This window comes from Flavobacterium facile (assembly GCF_036321945.1).
GTDB classification, from domain to species: Bacteria; Bacteroidota; Bacteroidia; order Flavobacteriales; family Flavobacteriaceae; genus Flavobacterium; species Flavobacterium facile.
On record NZ_JAZAYT010000027.1, the window covers coordinates 16,184 to 39,255 of the forward strand.

At 30.0% G+C, this 23,072-nt stretch carries 22 protein-coding genes, 1 tRNA gene and 1 CRISPR repeat array; of the genes, 7 read left to right on the top strand and 16 right to left on the bottom strand.

What is annotated here, in order from left to right; translation table 11 throughout:
• Nucleotides 1-55: 55 nt before the first annotated feature.
• The 5 genes from UEQ13_RS02265 to UEQ13_RS02285 form a co-directional block, all read right to left on the bottom strand.
• Nucleotides 56-271 (bottom strand): DUF6814 family protein, encoded by a 216-nt coding sequence (locus UEQ13_RS02265; RefSeq protein WP_329804764.1) that lies wholly within the window; start codon nucleotides 269-271, stop codon nucleotides 56-58.
• An 11-nt stretch (nucleotides 272-282) separates the two neighbouring features.
• The gene (locus UEQ13_RS02270) at nucleotides 283-1,821 is read right to left on the bottom strand and encodes an MFS transporter (RefSeq protein ID WP_329804765.1); all 1,539 of its coding nucleotides are present in this window, start codon (nucleotides 1,819-1,821) and stop codon (nucleotides 283-285) included.
• A gap of 31 nt (nucleotides 1,822-1,852) precedes the next feature.
• Nucleotides 1,853-3,157 (bottom strand): hypothetical protein, encoded by a 1,305-nt coding sequence (locus UEQ13_RS02275; protein WP_329804766.1) that lies wholly within the window; start codon nucleotides 3,155-3,157, stop codon nucleotides 1,853-1,855.
• Between the two features lie 95 nt (nucleotides 3,158-3,252).
• On the bottom strand, nucleotides 3,253-3,672 hold the full coding sequence (locus tag UEQ13_RS02280; RefSeq protein WP_329804767.1) for a transposase-like zinc-binding domain-containing protein: 420 nt from the start codon (nucleotides 3,670-3,672) through the stop codon (nucleotides 3,253-3,255).
• A gap of 170 nt (nucleotides 3,673-3,842) precedes the next feature.
• Nucleotides 3,843-5,819, bottom strand: a complete 1,977-nt coding sequence (locus UEQ13_RS02285) for an alpha-ketoacid dehydrogenase subunit alpha/beta (RefSeq protein WP_329804768.1) — start codon at nucleotides 5,817-5,819, stop codon at nucleotides 3,843-3,845.
• A 196-nt stretch (nucleotides 5,820-6,015) separates the two neighbouring features.
• Here UEQ13_RS02285 and UEQ13_RS02290 point away from each other — a divergent pair, with 196 nt between their 5' ends.
• The gene (locus UEQ13_RS02290) at nucleotides 6,016-6,402 is read left to right on the top strand and encodes a DUF4258 domain-containing protein (protein ID WP_329804769.1); all 387 of its coding nucleotides are present in this window, start codon (nucleotides 6,016-6,018) and stop codon (nucleotides 6,400-6,402) included.
• A gap of 79 nt (nucleotides 6,403-6,481) precedes the next feature.
• Nucleotides 6,482-6,559 (top strand) — tRNA-Val (locus tag UEQ13_RS02295).
• A 223-nt stretch (nucleotides 6,560-6,782) separates the two neighbouring features.
• Here UEQ13_RS02295 and UEQ13_RS02300 read toward each other — a convergent pair.
• A complete protein-coding gene (locus UEQ13_RS02300; RefSeq protein WP_329804770.1) occupies nucleotides 6,783-7,586 on the bottom strand; it encodes an endonuclease/exonuclease/phosphatase family protein in 804 nt (267 codons plus the stop codon).
• Between the two features lie 103 nt (nucleotides 7,587-7,689).
• On the opposite strand from UEQ13_RS02300, the gene cas1 reads away from it, so the two are divergent.
• Both cas1 and cas2 read left to right on the top strand, forming a co-directional pair.
• On the top strand, nucleotides 7,690-8,574 hold the full coding sequence (cas1, locus tag UEQ13_RS02305) for a type II CRISPR-associated endonuclease Cas1 (RefSeq protein WP_329804771.1): 885 nt from the start codon (nucleotides 7,690-7,692) through the stop codon (nucleotides 8,572-8,574).
• Nucleotides 8,565-8,894: a CRISPR-associated endonuclease Cas2 gene (cas2, locus tag UEQ13_RS02310; protein ID WP_329804772.1), complete on the top strand. Its 330-nt coding sequence runs from the start codon at nucleotides 8,565-8,567 to the stop codon at nucleotides 8,892-8,894. Before cas1 ends, cas2 begins: the two co-directional genes overlap by 10 nt.
• Nucleotides 8,895-8,999: 105 nt before the next feature.
• Nucleotides 9,000-9,758: direct repeats of the CRISPR family, unit length 36 nt; unit sequence AATATCGTGTTTTCTAATCTTTAATCAAACCACAAC.
• Nucleotides 9,759-9,932: 174 nt separating this feature from the next.
• Here the strand turns inward: cas2 and cas9 are convergent.
• The 6 genes from cas9 to UEQ13_RS02340 all read right to left on the bottom strand — a co-directional run bounded on the left by cas9 (nucleotide 9,933) and on the right by UEQ13_RS02340 (nucleotide 17,237).
• Nucleotides 9,933-13,310 carry a type II CRISPR RNA-guided endonuclease Cas9 gene (gene cas9 / locus UEQ13_RS02315; RefSeq protein WP_329804773.1) on the bottom strand — a complete coding sequence of 1,126 codons (3,378 nt, stop codon included), beginning with the start codon at nucleotides 13,308-13,310 and terminating at the stop codon, nucleotides 9,933-9,935.
• 289 nt (nucleotides 13,311-13,599) lie between these two features.
• A complete protein-coding gene (locus UEQ13_RS02320; protein WP_329804775.1) occupies nucleotides 13,600-13,902 on the bottom strand; it encodes a hypothetical protein in 303 nt (100 codons plus the stop codon).
• A 160-nt stretch (nucleotides 13,903-14,062) separates the two neighbouring features.
• Nucleotides 14,063-14,563 carry a hypothetical protein gene (locus UEQ13_RS02325; RefSeq protein ID WP_329804776.1) on the bottom strand — a complete coding sequence of 167 codons (501 nt, stop codon included), beginning with the start codon at nucleotides 14,561-14,563 and terminating at the stop codon, nucleotides 14,063-14,065.
• Between the two features lie 101 nt (nucleotides 14,564-14,664).
• The gene (locus UEQ13_RS02330) at nucleotides 14,665-15,330 is read right to left on the bottom strand and encodes a response regulator (protein WP_329804777.1); all 666 of its coding nucleotides are present in this window, start codon (nucleotides 15,328-15,330) and stop codon (nucleotides 14,665-14,667) included.
• Nucleotides 15,331-15,339: 9 nt separating this feature from the next.
• Nucleotides 15,340-16,944: an ATP-binding protein gene (locus UEQ13_RS02335; RefSeq protein ID WP_329804778.1), complete on the bottom strand. Its 1,605-nt coding sequence runs from the start codon at nucleotides 16,942-16,944 to the stop codon at nucleotides 15,340-15,342.
• A gap of 101 nt (nucleotides 16,945-17,045) precedes the next feature.
• Nucleotides 17,046-17,237: a hypothetical protein gene (locus tag UEQ13_RS02340; RefSeq protein WP_329804779.1), complete on the bottom strand. Its 192-nt coding sequence runs from the start codon at nucleotides 17,235-17,237 to the stop codon at nucleotides 17,046-17,048.
• Between the two features lie 327 nt (nucleotides 17,238-17,564).
• Between UEQ13_RS02340 and UEQ13_RS02345 the strand changes: the two genes are divergently transcribed.
• Complete coding sequence (locus UEQ13_RS02345; RefSeq protein ID WP_329804780.1) at nucleotides 17,565-18,422, top strand: hypothetical protein; 858 nt, start codon at nucleotides 17,565-17,567, stop codon at nucleotides 18,420-18,422.
• A 67-nt stretch (nucleotides 18,423-18,489) separates the two neighbouring features.
• On the opposite strand, the gene aroC is transcribed toward UEQ13_RS02345, so the two are convergent.
• The gene (gene aroC / locus UEQ13_RS02350) at nucleotides 18,490-19,548 is read right to left on the bottom strand and encodes a chorismate synthase (protein ID WP_329804781.1); all 1,059 of its coding nucleotides are present in this window, start codon (nucleotides 19,546-19,548) and stop codon (nucleotides 18,490-18,492) included.
• A 60-nt stretch (nucleotides 19,549-19,608) separates the two neighbouring features.
• On the opposite strand from aroC, the gene UEQ13_RS02355 reads away from it, so the two are divergent.
• Both UEQ13_RS02355 and UEQ13_RS02360 read left to right on the top strand, forming a co-directional pair.
• Nucleotides 19,609-20,412 carry a hypothetical protein gene (locus UEQ13_RS02355; protein ID WP_329804783.1) on the top strand — a complete coding sequence of 268 codons (804 nt, stop codon included), beginning with the start codon at nucleotides 19,609-19,611 and terminating at the stop codon, nucleotides 20,410-20,412.
• Nucleotides 20,413-20,468: 56 nt separating this feature from the next.
• Entirely contained in the window at nucleotides 20,469-20,981 is a 513-nt protein-coding gene (locus tag UEQ13_RS02360; protein WP_329804784.1) for a hypothetical protein, read from the top strand.
• A gap of 42 nt (nucleotides 20,982-21,023) precedes the next feature.
• On the opposite strand, the gene UEQ13_RS02365 is transcribed toward UEQ13_RS02360, so the two are convergent.
• From UEQ13_RS02365 to UEQ13_RS02375, 3 genes are read right to left on the bottom strand one after another with little or no spacing between them, the layout of a single operon-like run.
• The gene (locus UEQ13_RS02365; RefSeq protein WP_329804785.1) at nucleotides 21,024-21,422 is read right to left on the bottom strand and encodes a protease complex subunit PrcB family protein; all 399 of its coding nucleotides are present in this window, start codon (nucleotides 21,420-21,422) and stop codon (nucleotides 21,024-21,026) included.
• A 53-nt stretch (nucleotides 21,423-21,475) separates the two neighbouring features.
• Nucleotides 21,476-22,606 carry an N-acetyl-alpha-D-glucosaminyl L-malate synthase BshA gene (bshA, locus tag UEQ13_RS02370; RefSeq protein ID WP_329804786.1) on the bottom strand — a complete coding sequence of 377 codons (1,131 nt, stop codon included), beginning with the start codon at nucleotides 22,604-22,606 and terminating at the stop codon, nucleotides 21,476-21,478.
• Nucleotides 22,607-22,609: 3 nt separating this feature from the next.
• On the bottom strand, nucleotides 22,610-23,071 hold the full coding sequence (locus tag UEQ13_RS02375; RefSeq protein ID WP_329804787.1) for an iron chaperone: 462 nt from the start codon (nucleotides 23,069-23,071) through the stop codon (nucleotides 22,610-22,612).
• Between the last annotated feature and the right edge of the window lies 1 nt (nucleotide 23,072).

The window sequence follows — 23,072 nt, forward strand, 5'->3', positions numbered from 1 at the left end:
TAAAAGCCCTTAAATAAATAAGAGCTTTTAGTAACAAAAAATTAATTAAATCAAATTAATCTTCATATTCGTTTTTAAATGAATACCATCCGAAAATAGCCAATCCAGAAACGATTAAAGGTAATAAAACGAAGAAAATAATAATTGCAAAAACTAAATCTTCTTGTTTTCCTGTTGAAAATTTTCCCCCGAAAATTTCATAACTATAATAGGCTACGGCAGCGGCAAGAGCCATCCAAATTATACCTAAATATTTTTTTATTGCGTTCATATTTTATGTTTTTAGTCGTGAAGAGTATTAATTTTTCTGTCAATGTAAATCATTCCGATTACGAAACAAACTGCTGCAATACCGATTGGATACCAAAGTCCTTCTAAATAGAATTCTGGGTTTCCAGCATCTTTAGCCGAAGTTACGAAATATGTTGAAATGGCTGGTAACAATCCACCGAAAATACCATTTCCAACGTGATACGGTAACGACATGGAAGTATAACGAATTTTCACTGGGAACATTTCCACTAAGAAAGCTGCGATTGGTCCATAAACCATTGTTACAAAAATAACCTGAATAAACACAAGGAAAACTAGCATCCATTTGTCGCTACTATTTATAGATTTAGTAACTTTTGTTTCAATTTTATCTTTTCCTTTATCGTCAAGCATTAATTTTCCTGCTTCGAAATGTTTAGTTTGAATTTCTTCAACGGCAGTTCCGTCAGTATACATTTTCGTAGTTGTATAAATGGAATCCATTTTAGTAGCATCAATTTCTTTCATTGACGGAACTACTTTTGTGTTCGCTGCAACTTCCGTTTTTAGAGTTAAATCTGTAGTGACATACATTTGTTTGTAAATAGGTCTGTATAATAAAATCGCAATTAACATACCTCCCATCATGATGTATTTTCTTCCTATTTTATCACTCAACCAACCGAAGAAAATAAAGAAAGGCGTTCCTAAAATTAAGGCAATTCCTAGAAGCATATCCACTTGAGAAGAATCTACACTCATTACAGTTTTCAGGAAGTTCATGGCGTAAAATTGACCTGTATACCAAACTACACCTTGACCCATTGTAGCTCCAAATAAAGCTAATAATACAAATTTTAAATTGTATTTGTTTCCGAAACTTTCTTTTAACGGATTAGTACTTGTTTTTCCTTCTTCTTTTGCTTTTGCGAAAACTGGAGATTCATGCATGTTTTTACGAATCATGTAAGAAACTAAAACCATTAAGATAGAAACCCAAAATGGTACTCTCCAACCCCATTCGTCAAAAGCTTCTTTTGATAAAGTGCTTTTTGTAATTAAAATCACCATTAATGAAATGAATAAACCAACAGTAGCAGTGGTTTGAATCCAAGAAGTCCAATATCCTTTTTGTCCAGCTGGAGCGTGTTCTGCTACATAAGTTGCAGCTCCACCATATTCGCCACCAAGCGCTAAACCTTGTAATAAACGAAGCACAAGAACTAATAAAGGTGCCATAAAACCAATCGTTTCATAACTTGGAATACATCCAATAAGGAACGTGGCTCCACCCATTAAAAGTAAGGTAACCATAAACGTATATTTACGTCCAATAATATCTCCTAAACGTCCGAAGAATAAAGCTCCGAAAGGACGAACTACGAAACCAGCAGCAAATGTTGCTAAAGTAGATAAGAAGGCTGCTGTTGGATTATCTGATGGGAAAAATTTTGTTGAAATTACAACGGCTAAACTTCCAAAGATGTAGAAATCGTACCATTCGATCATTGTTCCCATTGAGGAAGCGGAAATAACTTTCCAAATTCCTGTTGTTTTTTTATCGCTCATATTTATTAATTATTAAGTTGGTAATTTTTTATTAGAAAGAATAGGCACAAGAAACCATAAATCTCATATTTGAAACGTCTTTTTTATTCAAACTTGCAGTTCCATTGCCATTAGTGTTTAAATCTCCCCAAGTAGCTCCTGTATATTCAATTTCTGGAGTTACTCTGAATTTATTTTGTTTGAAATCAACTCTACCAGAAATTCTCATTACTTGATCTACGATTCTAGTTCCAGACACTCCTCTAAGATAATACTTTACAGTTTCACCCGATGCTAAAGTTCTTGAAGCTCCGTCATTTTTAGTCATTCCGAAAAATAACCCTGGAGCTACTTTTTTGTTACTACTTGCGATATCAATCCAATATGAGGTAGTTTTTGTTGCTTCATATTTTTCTGGTTGACCGGCTACTGTATATCCATTAAAACCACCTAACATAACTAAATTATACATATTTGTACCAGTTATTCCATATGCTTTTACAGAAAATTTATCATTTGAATATTTTGCATAAGCTACAAATGAAGAACTATTTACAGTTTCTTTGCTAATAGCTTTTGTAGTTGGTGTTACATTGTATTCTGTTAAAGGTTGTAAAGATTTAAATTCTGCTCCCAAACCTACAATCCAATTTTTATTTTTAAATTGTAGTTGACCGTGTAAAGTTGGAATTGCGGAATTTATTGATGCTGAGTTTTGAGTTCCCCCAGTGGCAGTTTGTGTTGTAAACTCTCTTTCTTTATAAGCTGTAATAGCTCCTGAAAATTCTTTAGTGAAGTTTTGTTTTACTTTAATTTGTGAAGCCCATCCGAAAGGATTAAATAAAATTCCTGTGCTAAAATTGGCTACACCTGGAAATACTTCAGGAATAAAAGTTGGATACCATGTTTGTCCCATTAATAAGGTAGTTTTAGACCAGTCCATGTTAACATAGGCATGTCGTAATCGTAATAAACCAATGGTGTTTTCTGTATTTCCAAAAAAGTCTCCTTCTAAAGTTCCGGAAATTTTTGCTCCCCAAACATTTGGGCCTTTCACTTTTGTTCCTAATCGAGTTACAACAGAAAGAAAATTGGAAGCACCAGTATCATTTAAATCGGCTCCATTAACATCTAAAACTTCGTCTAGAGGATATAAATTTAAATTGTATTCTCTTACTTGTGCTGATTTTCGGGTATCCCAAATGTAATCCGTTCTGATAAAGCCGTACCAGCTTACGTCCCATTCTTTTTCTGTAGTAGCAGTTGTAACCACTGGTGCAACTACTGGCGCTGGTGTTGTTTGCGAAAAGCCGTAGTAGGAGGCTGCAAAACAACATAAGGTTAGTATTTTTTTCATAATTAAATATTGTTTAGTATTTGTTTAGTGGAGCCAAATTCTAAAAAATAACACATGAAAAAAATTTTGATATATATATGTGTTAACAAGTATAGTTAATCTTTGAAACGTTCCCATTTTATTAGCATAAACTTATCGCCTAGTTCTGTAATAATCATTCCAGCACCTGACAAAACCTCTTTATTTTTAAGGAATTCTACTAATTCAAGATGGTTAAAAATTTTATAAGTAGGATGATAATTTGAGTTTTCAGGTTTTTTTATCTTGAATTCTTTCACCCAGTTACTTATTGAAACGTGTGAAACCCCAATAATACGTTCTATCTCTCTGAAACTTAAACCTTCTAAATATAATTGAAGCGCTTTTGTTACGTAATAATCGTCAATTTTCTTACCTAATTTATTAACGCTAAAGAAGTAATTACAAGATTTACACAAATATCTTTGTCTATTTTTGACAATTCCACTCTTAACTATCTGATTATTTTGACATTTTGGGCAGGCTAAAATCTCCATATATATAAATTTTGCATAAATATACTAATTTAGCAAGATAATAAAAATAGAATTCATAAAAAATTCATTATTTATTTTCATTACCCTTAAAAAAAAACACAATTATTTATACAAAGCACAAAAAAAGCGCAACAAGTGCGCTTTTAATAGTTTATAGGATTAGAATTTTACTAATACTGTAATAATTCTTTTAAATCTGTTTCGAAACGTGCTTTTGGCAAATATTGATCTTCAATTGCTTTTACGAAAGGAATTGGAGATTCTAAACTACCAACTCTTTTCACAGGAGCATCTAAATATTGGAAGCAGTTTTCCATAATTAATGCAGATATATCACTAGACATTCCACCGAATAAAGTATCTTCTTGTAAAATGATACATTTTCCTGTTTTTTGTACCGAAGCAAAAATTGATTCCGTATCTAAAGGTTGTAACGTTCTTAAATCTAATAAATCAGCAGAAATTTCTGGATTTTTAGCTAACGTATCTAAAGCCCAATGCACTCCAGCTCCGAACGAGATAATAGTCACATCGTTTCCTTCTTTAATTAAAGCTGCTTTTCCGAAAGGAATTGTGTAATAATCTGTTGGTACATCTTGATACACACTTCTATATAATTGTTTATGTTCGAAAAACATAACTGGATTTGGATCATTAATAGCAGTATTTAACAAACCTTTCACATCGTAAGGAAATGCAGGATATACTACTTTTAAACCTGGTGTTTTTGTAAACCAAGCTTCATTAGTTTGAGAGTGAAAAGGTCCGGCTTGCGTTCCACCACCACAAGGCATACGAACTACAACATCAGCTTTTTCATTCCAACGGTAATGTTGTTTTGCTAATAAATTTACGATTGGATTAAATCCTGTAGAAACGAAATCAGCAAATTGCATTTCCACAATAGCTTTATGTCCGTTTATAGATAATCCCATTCCTGTTGAAACTACAGCACTTTCACAAATTGGAGTATTTCTGACTCTTTCTTTACCAAAAGCATCTACGAAACCTTCTGTAATTTTGAAAGCTCCACCATATTCTGCAATATCTTGACCCATAATAACTAAGTTATCATGACGTTCCATAGATTGTTTTAACGATTGAGAAATCGCATCCACTACTCTAATATTTTCTTTTGCGTCTGAATGGTTAAATTCTTCATGCGTATATGGCATGTAAACGTCGTTTAATTCTTCAGCTAAATCGGCAACTACTTCTGGAGCAGTCTGTGTAATTGCCCAATGTTCGTCGATTTCAGCTTTAATTTCTGCACGTATTTGATCATCCACTTCTTCAGATAAAACACTTGTTTCTTTTAAATACACTCTGAAGTTTTCAATTGGATCTTTTTCCGCCCACATGTCCATTAATTCTTGAGGAACATATTTTGTACCACTCGCCTCTTCATGTCCACGCATTCTGAATGTTTTGAATTCTAATAAAACAGGACGAGGATTTTCAATCATTGACGCTTTTAAAGCGGTAATTTTCGTGTAAACATCTAGAATGTTATTCCCATCAATAATATGGCTTTCCATTCCATAACCTACACCTTTATCTGCTAAGTTTTCACAACGATATTGTTCGTTAGTTGGAGTTGAAAGTCCGTAACCATTGTTTTCAATTACAAATAAAACCGGTAAATCCCACACCGAAGCAATGTTTAAAGCTTCGTGAAAATCTCCTTCAGAAGTGGCACCTTCACCAGTAAAAACAGCAGTAACTTTTCCGTTTTGTTTTAATTTATTAGCTAAAGCGATTCCGTCTGCGACACCTAATTGCGGGCCCAAGTGCGAAATCATTCCAATAATTTTATATTCTTGAGTTCCGAAGTGAAAACTTCTATCGCGACCTTTTGTAAAACCAGTAGCTTTACCTTGCCATTGCGAAAATAAACGGTGTAAAGGAATTTCACGAGATGTAAAAACTCCTAAATTTCTATGCATTGGTAAAATATATTCGTCTTTATCCAAAGCACAAGTAATTCCAACAGAAATAGCTTCTTGACCAATACCTGAAAACCATTTTGATACTTTACCTTGACGTAAAAGGATCAACATTTTCTCTTCAATTAGTCTTGGTTTTACTAATTTTTTATATAAATAAACTAATTCTTCGTTAGTTAAATTCTGTCTTTCAAAAATCATAATTGTTGTTGTAAAATTTTGTTCAAAAGTAATAAAAATAACATTTTAAAAGAATTATGTTAGGATTTTATTTTCATAAAAATTGAAATTACAATTTGAATCTTCTTATTGAAATTAAAATTGATAAAAAACTACAAACTTCTCACTTACGACTTCTAACTTTTTCTATCTTTGCCAAAATTAATTTTACTACAACATGTCATTACGTTACAGATTAGCATTTTACTTATTCGGATTATTAATAGGGTTTTATTTTGTGGGTGAATTTTTATCAGCAAAAGCAGAATCTAGAGGTGTTACTTTTTGTTATTTCCCAAATTGCAGAGTAATTAAGGATATTAGAAGTAAACCTTTCAAAACATCTCCGGTTGTAGACAGTATTTTTGCTAAGAAAATGACAAATATGAAGGAAATTGATGTAGCTATTTCTAATGGTGATGTAGATTTCGAAAAAAGTAATGTTCCTTATAAAAGTGGGAAAAAATACATTATTGAATCTCAATTATCTGGAAATAAAAAAGTTACCTTAACTATAATAAACAAAACGAATCAAGTAATTTTAGAGGATATAAAATTTAATTAATTATTTTATATTTTTACTTGTATATATAAAAATAGGGTGTATATTTGCACTCGCAATACGGAAGTAGCGCATTTTATTGGGGCAATTAGCTCAGCTGGTTCAGAGCACCTCGTTTACACCGAGGGGGTCGGGGGTTCGAACCCCTCATTGCCCACCAATATTTAACTCCTTAAGAAATTAAGGAGTTTTTTTGTGACTAATTTTAAAAGATTAGCTCAGCTGGTTCAGAGTATCTCGATGCAATCGAGACCCACCAACATTTAACACCTTAAGAAATTAAGGAGTTTTTTTGCCAAATTTTAAAAGATTAACTCAGCTGGTTCAGAGTATCCCGATGTTATATTTTAGATACCGACGGAGTTGTTTCGGTCTTACGATACTTATTTACAAAGAATTTCTGTTGTAATAGGTATATGGTCTGAAATTTCTCTTGCTTCTTTTAATGAAGGAAATGTGTTGTAAAAATGAATAACTTTTGAATTACTTACAGAAATTTTATTAGAATTATACCAGATATTGTCAAATTCTGAGGCTAGACATACGTTTTCTATACATTCTTTTTTTAAGGATGTTTTTTGATTGGTAAATACACAATTATACCCCATTTTTTTTAATGGATTAAAAACTGTATGCGATTGTGGACAATTAAAATCTCCAACAAAAAGTAAATTTAAATTAGGGTATTGATTCGGTAATAGTTTGAAGTATTTTATTTCTGTTTCTGGTTGTTTACTTTTCGTTATAGCGTGAAAATTTGCGATGGTAAATTGTTTATTATTGTATTGAAATGTACAATAATAAGGTTCTCTATCAATTTCTAAATTAAATTTTTTCTCTAACCATGCCTCTCCTATCTTCTTTAATTTACTGGTTTTCCATAAAAAAGCATAGCGTTCTGTTTTATAAGCACTACTGCTTGTTGGATCACTAATAATATAATCCCATTTGGAGCCTTTTCTGTTTAGTTCATCCGCTAATTTAGCAACTGCTTGTGCACCACCCTCACCTGCCACAACTTCTTGTAAAGCCACAACATCATAGTCTTTAATTGTGTTTGCAATAAAAGAAATATCTGCCTCAGATTTTGATTTTCCAAGGTTTTCTACATTCCAGGAAAGTAGTTTGACTTGGGAGAAGAAAAAGGAAGTGATTAAAAAAAAAATTAGTGTTGCTCTTAATTTCATTGGATAATGATATAAATTTTTATAAAAGTATTTAAAAATAATTAAGCATTTTACGGATTTCCGTAATTTCAATAGATTGATTTTAAATACCTTAGAAATAAAAATGCTACGAAAAACAATTTTACTAGAAAATAAAGCATCACTTTCTACCAAAAACTTACAATTAGTTATTAAAACCGAAGTTAGAGAAAGTAAAATCCCAATTGAAGATATTGGTTTTTTAGTCATAGATAATTCAGAAATATTTTTGAGTATTCCTGCATTAAATTTACTAATTGATAATAACACTGCGGTTATTATTTGCAATTCAAGTCATTTACCCAATGGTATGTTTCTGAATTTGAATAGTCATCATATTCAACAAGAAATATTTAAAAATCAAATTGAAGCTACCATTCCACTTAAAAAACAGCTTTGGCAACAAACGATTGTTGAGAAAATAAAAAATCAAGGTTTACTTTTAGAAACTATTACTGGAAATAAAAATTCATTTGAGTTCTTAGCTTCTAAAGTATTAAGTGGAGATACTACAAATATGGAAGGAGTTGCTGCAAGTCAATATTGGAAATCATTTTTCGATATGAATTTTAAACGAGAACGATTTGGGGATTATCCCAATAATTTTTTGAATTATGGTTATGCTATTCTGAGAGCAGCTACAGCTAGAGCTTTATCTGGAAGTGGTTTATTAAATACTTTAGGAATTCATCATAAAAGCAAATACAATGCCTTTGCTTTAGCTGATGATATTATGGAACCTTTTAGACCAATTGTTGATGAAAAGGTAGTTGAGATTATGCAAAAATATGACGAACAAGAATTAAACACTTTAATTAAATCTGAATTATTGCAAATTTTAACCAGAACAGTTTTTTTTAAAGACGAAAAAAGTCCACTCATGGTTGCCTTGCAAAAAACAGCAAGTTCTTTACAACACTGTTATACTGGTCATCGAAAAAAAATAAAATATCCAAAATTATGGAACTAAACGGATATAGAATTATGTGGTTATTTGTATTTTTTGATTTACCAACCGAGACAAAAAAAGACAGAAGAAATGCTTCTGGATTTAGGAATAATCTTTTAAAAGATGGATTTGCTATGATGCAATATTCTGTATATGTACGTCATTGCGCTAGTAGTGAAAGTGCAGATGTTCATGAAAAACGAATTTATAAACTTTTACCTCCATTTGGAAAAGTGAGTGTGTTAAGAATTACAGATAAGCAATTTGGAAATATATTAAACTTTTGGGGTAAAGCTGAAGTTCCCAAAGCCCCTCAACCCACACAATTAGAATTATTTTGAAAACAAAAAATGCCTCAATTTTGCCTTATCACTGCAAAAAAGAAGCATTTTTTATTACGATATTTCAATTTAATCCTTTGATTACTAGAAGGTAACAAACCAACTAATATCGTGTTTTCTAATCTTTAATCAAACCACAACGTATCAGTCATAATTATTTAATTTGTAGGTAATATCGTGTTTTCTAATCTTTAATCAAACCACAACGCAAAGTCAATCATCACAAAAGAAAACCAAATATCGTGTTTTCTAATCTTTAATCAAACCACAACATGATGATTTGCATATATGATGCTATTACAATATCGTGTTTTCTAATCTTTAATCAAACCACAACATAATAAAGTTCCTGAATTAACAGAATCAGAATATCGTGTTTTCTAATCTTTAATCAAACCACAACGGGGCGAATACAATTACCTTACTCGTGAGTAATATCGTGTTTTCTAATCTTTAATCAAACCACAACAGAGTATGTCTGTTTAAAACATAATTATTTAATATCGTGTTTTCTAATCTTTAATCAAACCACAACCCTTCTATAAAAATTTCATCTAGTTGTTCTAATATCGTGTTTTCTAATCTTTAATCAAACCACAACAGTTAATTAACAGTATGTCAACTTGGATTGAATATCGTGTTTTCTAATCTTTAATCAAACCACAACACGTTCACGGTTGGCACATCGCCAAGCCAAATATCGTGTTTTCTAATCTTTAATCAAACCACAACAGTTATTTCTATTTTGGAAATAAGTTATTTAATATCGTGTTTTCTAATCTTTAATCAAACCACAACATCCATCCCATCTCTTTTGCATACTTTACAAATATCGTGTTTTCTAATCTTTAATCAAACCACAACGGGAAATCCGTTAACAGAAAATCGAGAGATTTCCCGTTGTGGTTTGGCTGTTTAAGATTTGATGTTTTATGTCAAGGAACTTATAAACTTTTATTATCATTTTAACGTTAAAAGAAATCTCACTGTACAAATTCTTAATTTATGTGATTTCTCCCTTTGTTTGAAATGACAAAACTATACTTTTTGAATTTTTCCTGAAACTGAAATTTTTACTTTTATTGGGTTGTGAGTTAACCAACCTCCAATTCCTTCTCCATAACCTGTTATTCTCCTATAAAAAGGTAAAAAATTATTTTGAATTGAAGCTTGTGAGCCTTGTCTAAATTCATAGAATTTTGATGATAATTTCTGCACTCTATACAAATGCTCTCTCAAAACTTCAAAATCTGGATTATCCCAATTGATTTCATCTTCGTTTAATCCTAACAAAAACATATCGTTAATATGTAAAGTTGTTACAATTTCTTTTCCGTCAATAGGTAATTGATATGCGGACTGACCTGTTCTTTTTCGTTCCACAACTGTCCAAAAAGTAACTACTTCTTCTTTTAAATTACCTTTTTCGTCTTTATAAATAAGTACATGGTGGTTATTTCTCGGGTTTACCCATTGATTTACATTTTCTTTTAACTTTTCAGCACCACTAATATTCTCCTTCATTCTAACTTTTAAAATTGGTACTGGTGCTCCATTTTTATTCGGTAAAAATATTTGTGGTTGTTTTATTCCGTTTTCATCAACAATAAAAAAAGTATTTGCTGGGACTTTGTCTTTTACAAAACCTCCTAATTCATTAATTCTTTTTAGAATTAGCAATTTTATTGTTTCGTCAACCACTTTTTCAATTTGTTTCGCTGTTTCTAAACTTTCTATTGGTTTTCTGATATGAAAGGCTACTTCTCCATTAAATGTTCGTTTACCAAAAACAGTTTCTTTATGCAATTGTCCTCTTGCTGCAACTCCAACATTGGTATGTGTTTTTCCGTTCTTTTCACATTTATGCGTTCTAATTGTAATATCGTTTGAAACTTTTTTATGAGAAATTAATATTTTTTCAACAGCTACTTCCGCATCTCTTCTAAATGTTTCCCAAGGCAATGGAAATTGTTTTAATTCAGAATTTCGATTATATCTGTTCCATTTGGATAATTCTTGAACATAAGAAACTTTTGTACAAGCCATAACTAAAGCATCTACAGCATGGTGTCGATGATCTTCACGAGTTTTTTCGTTTTCATCGTTCAAGATATTATTCATACCCCATTTTTGTCGGAAGTTTGAAGTGGCTTGCCCAGGAGAAACCATCACATTTTTACAAATTTTTGCCAAATAATTTTTAGCTTCTTTACTTATATAACGTGTATCATTTAATTGTCGAGAAGAAAAATCTTCATCAAAATTTTGCTTAACAAATTGTTTAAATTTTTGATAAGCTTTTGGATATTCTTTTGTATCAGAAAATAATTTCAAGGCTCTTTCTTTTATTGCTGACCAATTCGCTTCTTCATTTCCATAAAATTCAAAAGGTGTTTTGTTTCCTTTTTTACGATTTTCATCTGCGTAGCAAAGTGTTTTATTAGCAAAACTATCGTTTAACGAACGACTCCAAGGATGAATATGTTCAATTTGAACTTCTCCAGAAAACAATTGCGTTACAGAAATTGGTTTTCCTGTATAAGGACAAGTTCGCTTACATTCTTCCCATAATTTGTAAAGTAGAATGTTATCGTGAGTGATACGTTTTCCTTCTTCTAAAATTCTAGCCTTTACTCTATCATTTTCTCGTTCTAATCTATTTTGCTCTTTTCTAATTTTATTTCGTTGTGATTTTGAGATTTTTAAATCTCTAGCCATTTCCACTTTTATTTCATCTATTTTACCGTGTTCTTCAATTAGTTCATTAACCAATTTTCGTAATTCAAACAAAGCTGTAATAACAATAGGATTTCTAATCGCTTGAATTGCTGCGTCTGCTTCTTTTCCTGTTGGCAACTTTTCTAATATATCTAACACATCAATATTGGCAGAATGATGATATAATTTTCTCATTTGATTATCTGAAATAGCATAATCATTCCTTAAAATATCTTTTATAACATCAATAAAACCACCTTTGGTTTTTGAACGAACAATCCCTTCTACATTATCAATTAAAAAATTTCGTTTATTATCAGTTAATTTTTCCCAAGTTGAACCAAAAACATTTTTAATTCCACCAAGTACCACTGCAACATCATATGTAAAACCAATTTTCAAAAACGGTAAAATATTAGAAATTGCTTTTCTGCTCAAACTAGAATAACCATCTTTTACATTAAATTTTGAAATTGCATCTGCTTGTTCATTATTAAAATCCCAATTCTTGATGGCATATTCTTTCAAGTTAGACTTACTATCAAAAAAATATAAAACGTGCCAAATATCTTCTTGTTCTTTTTCTGAAAATTCAAACCATTTTTTACCAAAATATTTTTTGTTTGATAAACTTGAAACAGTATGAGTTCCTACAATTTTATCTTCGTCTTTATAATTAAATTTAAAATCGGCACTTTCTTTTCCGATTACCTTTCTAATCTTTTTAAAATCAGGTTTTTCATTTTCATAAAGAAATTCTACAATTTTTTCTTTTTCTACTTGCGAAATTTTCTTTCCGTTGTATTCTACTGTATTTACCCATTGCCAAATTCTAAATTGCTCAAATGGAATGGCACTGATTGGACATTTTGTTTTAGAAGGTTCAAAAGAACAATTTCCAACTAAATGTTTTTGAGAACGCAATGGACGTTGATGAAATAAAATTCCATCTTCTTTGTAACCATCTAATTTTCTACCTCCAAAAATTGTTTTTAAATTTTCATTTAGATTGGAATGAAACTGAGATTGTTTACTCCATATCAATTCAAACTCGTCCACATACATTTTTCGAGTTGTATATCTATTTCTAATTCTTTCTAAACCATCTTGAAAAGGTTGATTTTCTTTAGGATAAATATCAAACAAATAAGAACCCAAAATTTTATCTTGAATACTTTCTTGTGTTTCAGTAATACCAATTTTTCCTTCTTTTGGATTACCTTTGAATATAGCGCCATCATCAGTTCCACCTTTTCTACTATTACTCAAGAATCCTCTTCTTTGAATCAAATGGTAAAATATTCTACCAATTTCTTCTAAAGATAATTTTTCATTTAATGCTTTTTGACGTAATTCATAAGGATTTAACGCAAACCAAGTCGCTAATTTATCTGATGGAAATAGTTTTGTTTTTTTCCAATCTTCAAAATCTGAAGTATTCATTGGACACATATTATTTTCGGAAAGTGCCTTTAATAATATTTTTTTACGAAGTCTTCTTCTGAAAAATTGCCTTCTAACTCCTCTTGCTCCTGTTCTACTAGCATTTCTAGAAATTTCACTGTCGCCATTTCCTAAATCTATTACTCCCATTGGAAATATTCTACTTCCTACTCCAATAATATTATTTTTAACATCATCAATTAACGCCCATCCAATTGAGTTTGTTCCTAAATCTAAACCTAAAATTTTTGCCATTACTTTCGCTTAAAAAATCAATTGCTAAAAATAAACAAAAGAAAATTAGTACAAATGTGGAAATCCGTAATTTAAGTGAAAAAGTTTTTTCTATATTTGTGACTGATTAAAATTTCTAATCTTTAATCTTATCACAATAAGGCTATATGCCGTAGATGAAAATCTTTAGTCCTGCTTCGGTGGGACTTTTTTTATATACAAAAGCCACTTATAAATAAGTAGCTTTTGTTCTGCTTAAACAACGTTTTTATAATTACTTTATAACTCTAAATCAATAACATTAAAATGGTTACTTATTATGTTTGCCTTGTTTCGTTTTTAAATCAATAAATTTAGCTTTTACATTTTCTATTTTTTCATGTTGTGGATTGTGTTCTATAAAATTTTCATAGTCTTCAACTGAATTTGACTGCATGACTTCTTCATAAGATAATCTATTTTCTTGTATTCTTTGTAATTGATTATCAACCGTATCATCCATTGAATTCTTATTATTAGATGAAGAAGTGTCCACTACAATTGAACTTGAATCTATCATAATAGAGTTATCATAAACTACATTATTATTCTTACAAGAACAGTAAATAAACATTAAAATTAGTATCATTTTATTCATAATGACTTGTTTCATTTTAAAACTAATTTGAGATAAGAACAAACTTATAACGATAAAAAAATGTTTCCTTACGGGAATCCGTAAACCAAAAAAACTCTGCTTTAATACTTAAAACAGAGTCTTTTTTTTTGTATTTTTAGTTTGTACCAGAAGTTGCAATTATTGCTCCTACCAATATGGCTGCTCCACCGATTACCCAACCAAGTCCTTTTCCTTTCTTTTTTTCTACAACTGGTTGATAAGTTTCTGCTTTTCTTAAACTCGGTGAGATTTCAAGTAGTTTTATGTCTTTTTCTTCAACTTGTCGGAAGTTTTTGTAGTTTGCTGTCCATCCGTAAACCGTTAATTCTGTTTTTCCATTTTTAGTTTTTGAATCAAATGTTGGTTCAACTAAAATGTCTGCACTTTTTTCTTTTAATAATTCTCTAACGGCTTCATTTTTGGCATTATCTAATGAAAGTACATTGGTTAATACAACAGTTTTTGAAGCTTTTTCTTGTTTAACATCTAAATCGACAATTACGGGTTTGTGAATTACACCTGAACCAACAATATCCATTGTTTTTGCTGTTCCCGATTTAGTTGTTGAACAAGAGATTAATGATAATGCAATCAAAATAAACATTACTTTTTTCATGATTTTTGTTTTTAAAATTTATAAAAACAAACTTAAAACCAATAAAAAGTTATTCCATACGGGAATCCGTAAAGCGCTTATTTTTTCATATGATAAAATTTTTAGATAATACCTAAATCTTTTGTGATAGCAATTAAATGAATATTATTATTTGCTTTGAAGTAATCTTTAAGTTTAGCCACTCTTTTTTCAATAGTGCTTTTACTATTAGGAGAAATATTTAGTTTTTTAAAAAGAGGTTCCATCTCTTCCAAAGCTACACCATTTGCTAAATGAGTTAATAATTCAATATCATAATTATCAATTTCATTTGTTGATTTACTTTGTAAAATATGCGCTAATTCTGGAGAAATAAATTTTTTGTTATATAACAAACTTTCAATAGCTGTCTTTAATTGGCTAATGCTATTTCTTCCTTTATGTACATAAGCATCAATATTTTGATTTTCAAACAATGACTTAATAGTATATGATTTATCTTCAACAGAATACACAATTACTTTAATGTCTGTATTTAATTTTTTAATTACTTCAATAAGTTTTTCTCCTGAAGGAATTTCCACTTTTCTATAATCAGCAACAAAAGATAAGTCACTAATTAACAAATCAAATGGTTCATTGTCTTGAATAGCTTTTTTATACTTTAATAAAGCATCATCACAGTATTTTGCATAATGAATTTCTTCCACACCAAGTTGCTCTAGTGTTTGTTTTACGGCGATATTAATACTATCAAAATCTTCTGCAATTAAAACTTTTTTAAACATATAGTCTATTTATTTAGGTATCCCAATTTTAACTTTAAATCCTTTATCGGATTCTGTGTCAAATTTAATTGTTCCATTGATAGAAAAAATACGGTTTTCCACATTTTGAAGACCATTTTTTAAATTTAACAAATTGGCACTTCCAATTCCATTGTCAGAATAATTAATTTCTATTGCTTTTTTATTGGATTTAAAACCTATACTAACAATTGAACAATGGCTATGTTTTTTCATATTAACCATTAATTCTTGTAGTACTCTATACATGGTAATCTTAATTTCTTTACTTGTATTTTTGTCTTCAAATGAAGCTGTATTTAAAATTACATTTGTACTGTTAGAGTTATACGAAGCAATCATTGCTTTTAATTTTTCTAGATAATTTTCTCCAGTATCAATATCCTTATTTTCACTTGATATATTTCTGGCACGAATATAAATTGTGTCTAAATTTCCTAATAATGTTTCTTTATTTATTGGATTCTCTAAATCCTGTGTTTCAGCAAAAGCAATGGCATTATGTACATCATTTGCTAACTCATCATGAAGTTTTTTAGAAATTCGAGTTTCAGTATGATAAACTGTTTCTTTAATTCTTTTCTTGTTTTTCTTTTTAATTCTGTAATAAATAATGAGACTAAATACCAAAAGAAATAAAATTCCAAATATGAAATACTCTTTCAATTGTTTCTGTCTTTGACTTTCGGCAATAGCTTTTTTAGAATCATATTTTATTTTAGCAAATTGATTCTTTGCCTGCTGTTTTACCTTTTTAATACTATCATTTAAAAGAAAAGAATGTATCGCATATTTTTTAGAATCTTCTCCGTTTGAGACTCTTGCCAGATACTGTAACGCTTCTAGTTTATCGTCAGAGTTTTCAACTTTAGAAGCATATTTAAAAGCATTTAAGGCGTGTTCTTTAGCCAAAAAAACATCCGAACCCTCATAATATTCAGCTAAATGCATAGAAGTAGCCGTTAAACCAATATCATCTTCTTTTTCTTCTCTTATTTGTTTTGCATGTAATAAATCATTAATTGCTGTTTTATCTTTTATTTTAAATTTTGCATATCCTAAATTATCTAATACTCTAGCTAATTCATATGGTTTCTTTTTTAATGAATCCTTATTTTTTAGGGGTTCCAAAATGTTTTTGGCTGCATGAAACTTACCTTGCTTTAAGAAAATATAAGCTATGTTATTTTGGATAATAAGTTTAGATATTTCTGTTTTTGTAATACTTAATGATTTCTTGTAATTAATTAACGATTCTTCATAATTGTTTTGTTCTAAATAATCCAAACCTAACATATTATAAATAAACGCTTTATAATCTAAATTCGTGTTGTCTGAAAAAAAACTTAAAGCTTCCGTAGCACTTGACTCGCTTCCTGCATAATCAGATTGACGCATTTGAATAGTCGACATTTGACTTAAACAATAAATAATTTTCTCTTTTTCTAAATCAATATTACAAGAGGCTTTTGCTTTTTCATAATTATAAAAAGCTTGCGTGTGATTTTGCTTTTCAAAATCTTTTTCTGCTTTATCAAAATACAATTGATAAGTAGTGTTTTCTTGAGGAATTGTATCACAAAATAGAAATACCATTGTTGTGAAACATAAAAAAATTCGGAGAATATATTTTTTAAATATCATTCCCCGAAATTAAAGATTCTAAATTAAATACAAAAACTATTTAGTATTAATAATTATGGTTTTGGTGGTTTTATTGGAGTAGTTCCACCTTGACCTCCTGTATCTAGAGAATCAAAATCTTTTTCCATTGAAGAAAAATCTGATGTTTCTATTTTTTTATTTTGAGGTAAAAATTCTTCTGCGCTATCGTTCGTACATGATGTAACAAATCCTGCAATAATTGCAATGTATAAAACTCTTTTCATAATCATGAAATTTAAAAATTGACATAAGTTTGGCTGTTCGGAACTATTCCGAATGCGATAATTGTGTTGTTTTACCAACAATAATTTTGAGTACTCTTTGTTTGGGAAGTGTAAGTGTGCTAAAACAAAACTTTCAAGTTATACTTCCCGAATAAAAATTCAGTCTTGTATAGCAGCACTTTTTTTAAATCAGTTTTGTACATTTGTTTTAATAGCTAGTTAAAACGATAACTGATTCTGAAGCAAAGGAATTACGTTTTTGAGTGAGTGTTTATAAGGAATTCCTGAAATTCCGTTAATTCCCAGAGATTCCTAATAATTCCTATCATGATAACAAAAACAGAGAGTTTAGAGAGATATAAAGAAGCTATAAAAGCAAAATTTGAAGAAGAAAAGAAAGGTATATATTCGAGTTTTTTGATTTCACCATCAAGAGCTAAACTCAGACAATTATGTGAAGAGAAACTTAAAACCTCAACTAATTCAGATGATTTAAATAGTTTTAAGTTCCTATTTGGTTTTGATTTTGACGCTTCAAATAAAAACAAACTTCAAGCAAATACTGACAAGTTTAGACCAATTGAAACTTTTCTAAAAAAGGAAACAGATTTAACTGATATAGAAGCCATAAATATTACAGCACTTTTAGTGGATTTTAAACCAAGACCATTTCGTGTTTTTAACGCTAAGTCTTTTGGTGTTCAATCTTTAAGTGAAGAAGTGGAAATAGTAGAATTAAATACAAATGAAAAAGAAAGAAATACATCTCATTTAGAAATTAAAACAACAGAATCAAGAAATAATTTAAAAAAGAAAATTGCAATTGGATTTTTTGGATTGATTGGAATTGGTTCAGTTGGTTATGCTGGAAAAAGTATTGTTTTTTCAGAACCAGAATGTATGCAATGGCAAAAGAATCATTTTGAAGTTGTGGATTGCCAAAGTGATAAACAGAAGGGATTTATGATGCAATCTGAAATAATTCCATTTGATGAAAATAAAAGTCAATTAATCAAAATAGAAGTTTCAGACACCACTACATTTTTTAAAAATGAGAAGCCATTATATTGGTATTGTAAAGTAAATGGAAAACCAGAATTTTTTAACACACACGGTCTTCATCCAGAAACTGGAAAAGCATTAAAACCCGTTAGTCAATATATTATAAATAAATATGTAAAATAGTTACAAAAAAAGCCTGATGTAAAAACATCAAGCTTTTTTTTACTAGTATTGAATATTATTTAACTATTTATTTACTTGCCTTATCCAACAAAGTAAAATCAACTAAAACCATTGCGGCTAAAGCTTCTACAATTGGTACAGCTCTTGGAACTACACAAGGATCATGTCGTCCTTTTCCTTGTTGTTCTACGATTTTTCCATCGTTGGTTAAAACGTCTTGTTTTTGTAGTAATGTGGCAACTGGTTTGAAAGCAACTCGAAAATAAATATCCATTCCGTTGCTAATTCCACCTTGAATTCCTCCAGATAAGTTTGATTTTGTAGTTCCGTCTTCATTAAATAAATCGTTGTGTTCGCTTCCTTTCATTTTTGCAGCACAAAATCCGCCACCGTATTCAAAACCTTTTACAGCATTAATAGACAACATCGCTTTACCTAATTGCGCATGTAATTTATCGAAAATTGGTTCACCTAAACCAATCGGAACATTTTGAATGACACAAGTAATAGTTCCTCCAACAGTGTCGCCTTCTTTTTTAATTTTTAGAATATATTCTTCCATTTCAGAAGCTTTTTCTAAATCTGGACATCTAACTGGATTCGATTCGATTAAATTAAAATCTAAATCTTGGTAAGGTTTATTGATAAATATTTCTCCAACAGAGGAAACAAAGGCATTAATTTTAATTTCTGGAATAATTTGTTTCGCAATAGCACCAGCCACAACCCAATTGACAGTTTCTCTTGCAGATGTTCTTCCACCACCTCTATAATCACGGTTCCCATATTTTTTATCGTATGTGAAATCGGCGTGACTTGGTCGGAATGTATCTTTTAAATGGTCGTAATCATTGGATTTTTGATTTTCATTTTCGATGATAAAACCGATAGAAGTTCCTGTAGTTTTCCCATCAAAAATTCCAGATAGAAACTTTACTTCATCCGCTTCTTTTCTTTGGGTTACGATTTTTGATTGCCCTGGTTTTCTTCTATCTAACTCAGATTGAATAAAATCCAAATCGATAGTTATGTTTGAAGGACAACCGTCAATAATTCCGCCTAAAGCAGCACCATGAGATTCACCAAAAGTTGTAAGTGTAAAAAGCTTTCCAATTGAATTTGCCATCTGTTAAATTTTAAACAAAAATATCGAATGTTTTTTTTATATTAGCAAAAAACTACTAAAATGAAAAAAATATTATTAATTATCTTAAGTGTTTCATTATTCTCTTGTTCAAGTGATAATGATGTAACGCCTTCTGTAACTGAAACAAGTGATTTTACAAATGCATTACCTTTAAATAATGGAAATTATTGGGATTATATTGTTGTTGGAGCTACTACTACAAATGATCATTTATATGTTTTTGGAGATGAAACAATTGGTACACACACCTATAAAGAATTTAGAACTCAAAACAATACACCTACTGGTTTTTATTCTTCATCCTTAAACAATAATAATTTGAGGAAAGATAATGGTAAATTGTTGCTAACTGGAAGTTTAAATTTAGCTCAAGGTCAAACTTTACCAATTGGTTTAGATCTTAGTGTTGTTGACTTTATCATTTTTAAGGAATATGCTACTTCAGGAGAACTTATAAATGAAAAAACTGGTACTTTTTCACAAGACTTTAATGGTATGCCATTAACTATTGAATATAAGTTAAAATCAGTTGGTGGAGAAAACTTTGCAAATTACACTTCTCCAAACAGTGACACTTATACAAATGTGAAATCGACAAAGATTATTTTGAATTTAAAAGTAACCACAACTCAAGTATTTGCTGGTATTCCAGTTACTATTACCGTTTTACAACCACAAGATGTTGTTACTTCTACTCAGTACATTTGTAAAACCATTGGTGTGGTTTATACAAACACCTTAACAACTTATAGTTTAGACGCTGCAGTTGCCTCTCAATTGGGAATTCCTGCAAGTAATACACAAAATCAAGAAGAATTTTTAGATACTTTTAACGTTAATTAGCATACTATTTTCTTACTAAAGCCGTTATATTTGTAATTAATCTTAAATTCACATTTATGAAAAAAACATTTTTATTTGCATTTTTGCTGTTAGGAACAGTATTTGTACAAGCTCAAGACATTTCTAAAAATGCTTTAGGACTAAGACTAGGAGACAATGACGGTTTTGGTGGTGAGGTTTCTTATCAAAGAGGATTGTCAAAAAATAATCGTTTAGAATTTGATTTAGGTTGGCGAAATAGAACAAATTATTACGGTAGAGGATTTGATAACAATGGAGTTAAATTAACTGGATTATACCAATGGGTTTGGAATATTGATGGTGGATTCAATTGGTTTGCTGGTGTAGGTGGTGGATTAGCAAATGATAGCTACAATTATAATATTAGTGGCGTTAAATATAATGATAGTTATACTTATGCTTTTGCAGCTGGTGATATTGGTATTGAATACAACTTTGATGTGCCAATTCAATTATCTTTAGATTTTAGACCAGAAATTTATTTCACTGACAAAGTAAATGAAGATTTCGGTCCAGATATTGCATTAGGAATAAGATACAGATTCTAACTAAAAGACACAAAAAAGCCTTTCAATATGAAAGGCTTTTTTTTATTTTATAACTATTGCTTTATTTTTCGGTAAAGTGACAAAAATATAAGGAGCAGTTATTACTGAAGTTACCATTGCGTTTTTCTCAGGAACAATTTCTTTTAAGCTTACTTCTGAAGTACTTTGAGAAAATTTTACTTTATCGATATCAATATCATAACCTCCAGAATTTTTTTCTCCTAAAAAACAAACTAATAAATCGTGTTTTTCTAAATCGATACCTAATAGTTTTTCAAATTCTTCTTCACCAATATTTAATTCAGATATTAAAGCATTAAAATCTTCATAATTTTTGATAATTAAATTCGATTTCTCTTTTTTTCCACCAATCTGACTTTTATACACCACTTGATATACATCATTTTCGTCAACAATTAATTGCTTAGGTTTACATGACATAAATAGAATTGTAAGACTAAGAAGTGATATTATTTTTTTAAAATTATTCATATTTATGATTCTAAATTAATGGCTTTATTATATAAATCTTCATACAAAGGAAGAATGTTTTTGATATCAAATTTTTTCGCAACTTCAAAAGCAGCTTTCTTAAACTGATTTAATGTTTCCTCTGATTTTAAAATTGCAATGGCATTTTTACTCATGCTTTCTACATCGCCAACATCACTCAAAAATCCTGAAATTCCTTCTTCGTTTACTTCTGGAATTCCACCTGAATTACTAGAAATTACTGGAACTTTAAACGCCATCGCTTCTAATGCAGCTAATCCGAAACTTTCTGTTTCAGAAGGTAATAAAAATAAATCCGAATATTTTAAAATCTGATTGATGTCATTACTGTTTCCAAAAAAGATTACTTTATCAGAAATACCTAAATCTTCACATAATTTTTCGGCAATTGCCTTTTCCGGACCTTCTCCAACCATCATTAATTTAGAAGGAATTTCTTTTTGAATATTATAAAAAACTTTTACCACATCTGGAATGTTTTTTACTTTTCTAAAGTTCGAAATATGGGTAATAATTCTTTCATTAGAATTTGCTATTACAGAACGTTGACAAATTGATTTTTCGTGGATAACATCTTCAATTTCTATGAAGTTTGGAATAACGTGTATTTCTTTATTCAAATCGAATAATCTATAAGTGTCTTCTCGTAAACTATTTGAAACACTCGTAACAAAATCGGATTTATTGATGCTAAATGTAACAGCACTTTTATAAAACGGGTGATTTCCTACAAGTGTAATATCGGTTCCGTGAAGTGTTGTTATCATTGGTAATGAAATACCTTCTTCCGCTAACATCTGCTTCGCCATATAACCTGCATAAGCGTGTGGAATCGCATAATGTACGTGCAAAACATCAATTTTATAAAGTTTCACCATATCTACCAATTTACTTGACAAGGCCAATTCATAGGGTTGATAATGAAATAAAGGATAATTTGGTACGTTTACTTCGTGAAAATAAATATTCGGATTTAATAGGGACAAACGAACCGGTTGTTTATAAGTAATGAAATGAATTTCATGACCTTTTTTAGCTAGTTCTAATCCTAACTCTGTTGCTACTACTCCACTCCCACCAAACGTAGGATAACAAACCATTGCTATTTTCATAATTTATTTTTTCTTGATAAACGCCGATTCATAAGTTGAAATCCAATCTTCAACTGAAACTTTTGTTACTAATTCTCCAATTAAATCAAACGGAATTTCTTCAAATTTTTTAAAACGGATACAACTTTTTCCCATATCTAATTTACGAGTGGAATATTTTGGATATTCTTCAACAAACCAATCGTATAATGCTGCATTTGCATAAATTCCCATATGGTAAAAATTAATGCTGTTTTTTTGAGAGGCAAATCCCATAAAAGGTAACGGATCAGTAGGTTTACAATGATACCCTTTTGGATAAATGGAATGTGGAACATAATATCCCATCATCCCATAATTCATTCCTTCTTGAAAGCCTTTTGGAAGATTTTTTACAATTACATTTCGCAATTTTTCCATATACACTTTTCTATCTTCTGGTAAAGAATTGATATAGTCCTCTGGATTTTTAGCATCTGAAATCATA

Bases quoted from the DNA above. Each gene is read 5' to 3' on its own strand.
- UEQ13_RS02265 (WP_329804764.1), bottom strand. From the start codon at position 271: ATGAACGCAATAAAAAAATATTTAGGTATAATTTGGATGGCTCTTGCC.
- UEQ13_RS02270 (WP_329804765.1), bottom strand. From the start codon at position 1,821: ATGAGCGATAAAAAAACAACAGGAATTTGGAAAGTTATTTCCGCTTCC.
- UEQ13_RS02275 (WP_329804766.1), bottom strand. From the start codon at position 3,157: ATGAAAAAAATACTAACCTTATGTTGTTTTGCAGCCTCCTACTACGGC.
- UEQ13_RS02280 (WP_329804767.1), bottom strand. From the start codon at position 3,672: ATGGAGATTTTAGCCTGCCCAAAATGTCAAAATAATCAGATAGTTAAG.
- UEQ13_RS02285 (WP_329804768.1), bottom strand. From the start codon at position 5,819: ATGATTTTTGAAAGACAGAATTTAACTAACGAAGAATTAGTTTATTTA.
- UEQ13_RS02290 (WP_329804769.1), top strand. From the start codon at position 6,016: ATGTCATTACGTTACAGATTAGCATTTTACTTATTCGGATTATTAATA.
- UEQ13_RS02300 (WP_329804770.1), bottom strand. From the start codon at position 7,586: ATGAAATTAAGAGCAACACTAATTTTTTTTTTAATCACTTCCTTTTTC.
- cas1 (WP_329804771.1), top strand. From the start codon at position 7,690: ATGCTACGAAAAACAATTTTACTAGAAAATAAAGCATCACTTTCTACC.
- cas2 (WP_329804772.1), top strand. From the start codon at position 8,565: ATGGAACTAAACGGATATAGAATTATGTGGTTATTTGTATTTTTTGAT.
- cas9 (WP_329804773.1), bottom strand. From the start codon at position 13,310: ATGGCAAAAATTTTAGGTTTAGATTTAGGAACAAACTCAATTGGATGG.
- UEQ13_RS02320 (WP_329804775.1), bottom strand. From the start codon at position 13,902: ATGTTTATTTACTGTTCTTGTAAGAATAATAATGTAGTTTATGATAAC.
- UEQ13_RS02325 (WP_329804776.1), bottom strand. From the start codon at position 14,563: ATGAAAAAAGTAATGTTTATTTTGATTGCATTATCATTAATCTCTTGT.
- UEQ13_RS02330 (WP_329804777.1), bottom strand. From the start codon at position 15,330: ATGTTTAAAAAAGTTTTAATTGCAGAAGATTTTGATAGTATTAATATC.
- UEQ13_RS02335 (WP_329804778.1), bottom strand. From the start codon at position 16,944: ATGGTATTTCTATTTTGTGATACAATTCCTCAAGAAAACACTACTTAT.
- UEQ13_RS02340 (WP_329804779.1), bottom strand. From the start codon at position 17,237: ATGAAAAGAGTTTTATACATTGCAATTATTGCAGGATTTGTTACATCA.
- UEQ13_RS02345 (WP_329804780.1), top strand. From the start codon at position 17,565: ATGATAACAAAAACAGAGAGTTTAGAGAGATATAAAGAAGCTATAAAA.
- aroC (WP_329804781.1), bottom strand. From the start codon at position 19,548: ATGGCAAATTCAATTGGAAAGCTTTTTACACTTACAACTTTTGGTGAA.
- UEQ13_RS02355 (WP_329804783.1), top strand. From the start codon at position 19,609: ATGAAAAAAATATTATTAATTATCTTAAGTGTTTCATTATTCTCTTGT.
- UEQ13_RS02360 (WP_329804784.1), top strand. From the start codon at position 20,469: ATGAAAAAAACATTTTTATTTGCATTTTTGCTGTTAGGAACAGTATTT.
- UEQ13_RS02365 (WP_329804785.1), bottom strand. From the start codon at position 21,422: ATGTCATGTAAACCTAAGCAATTAATTGTTGACGAAAATGATGTATAT.
- bshA (WP_329804786.1), bottom strand. From the start codon at position 22,606: ATGAAAATAGCAATGGTTTGTTATCCTACGTTTGGTGGGAGTGGAGTA.
- UEQ13_RS02375 (WP_329804787.1), bottom strand. From the start codon at position 23,071: ATGATTTCAGATGCTAAAAATCCAGAGGACTATATCAATTCTTTACCA.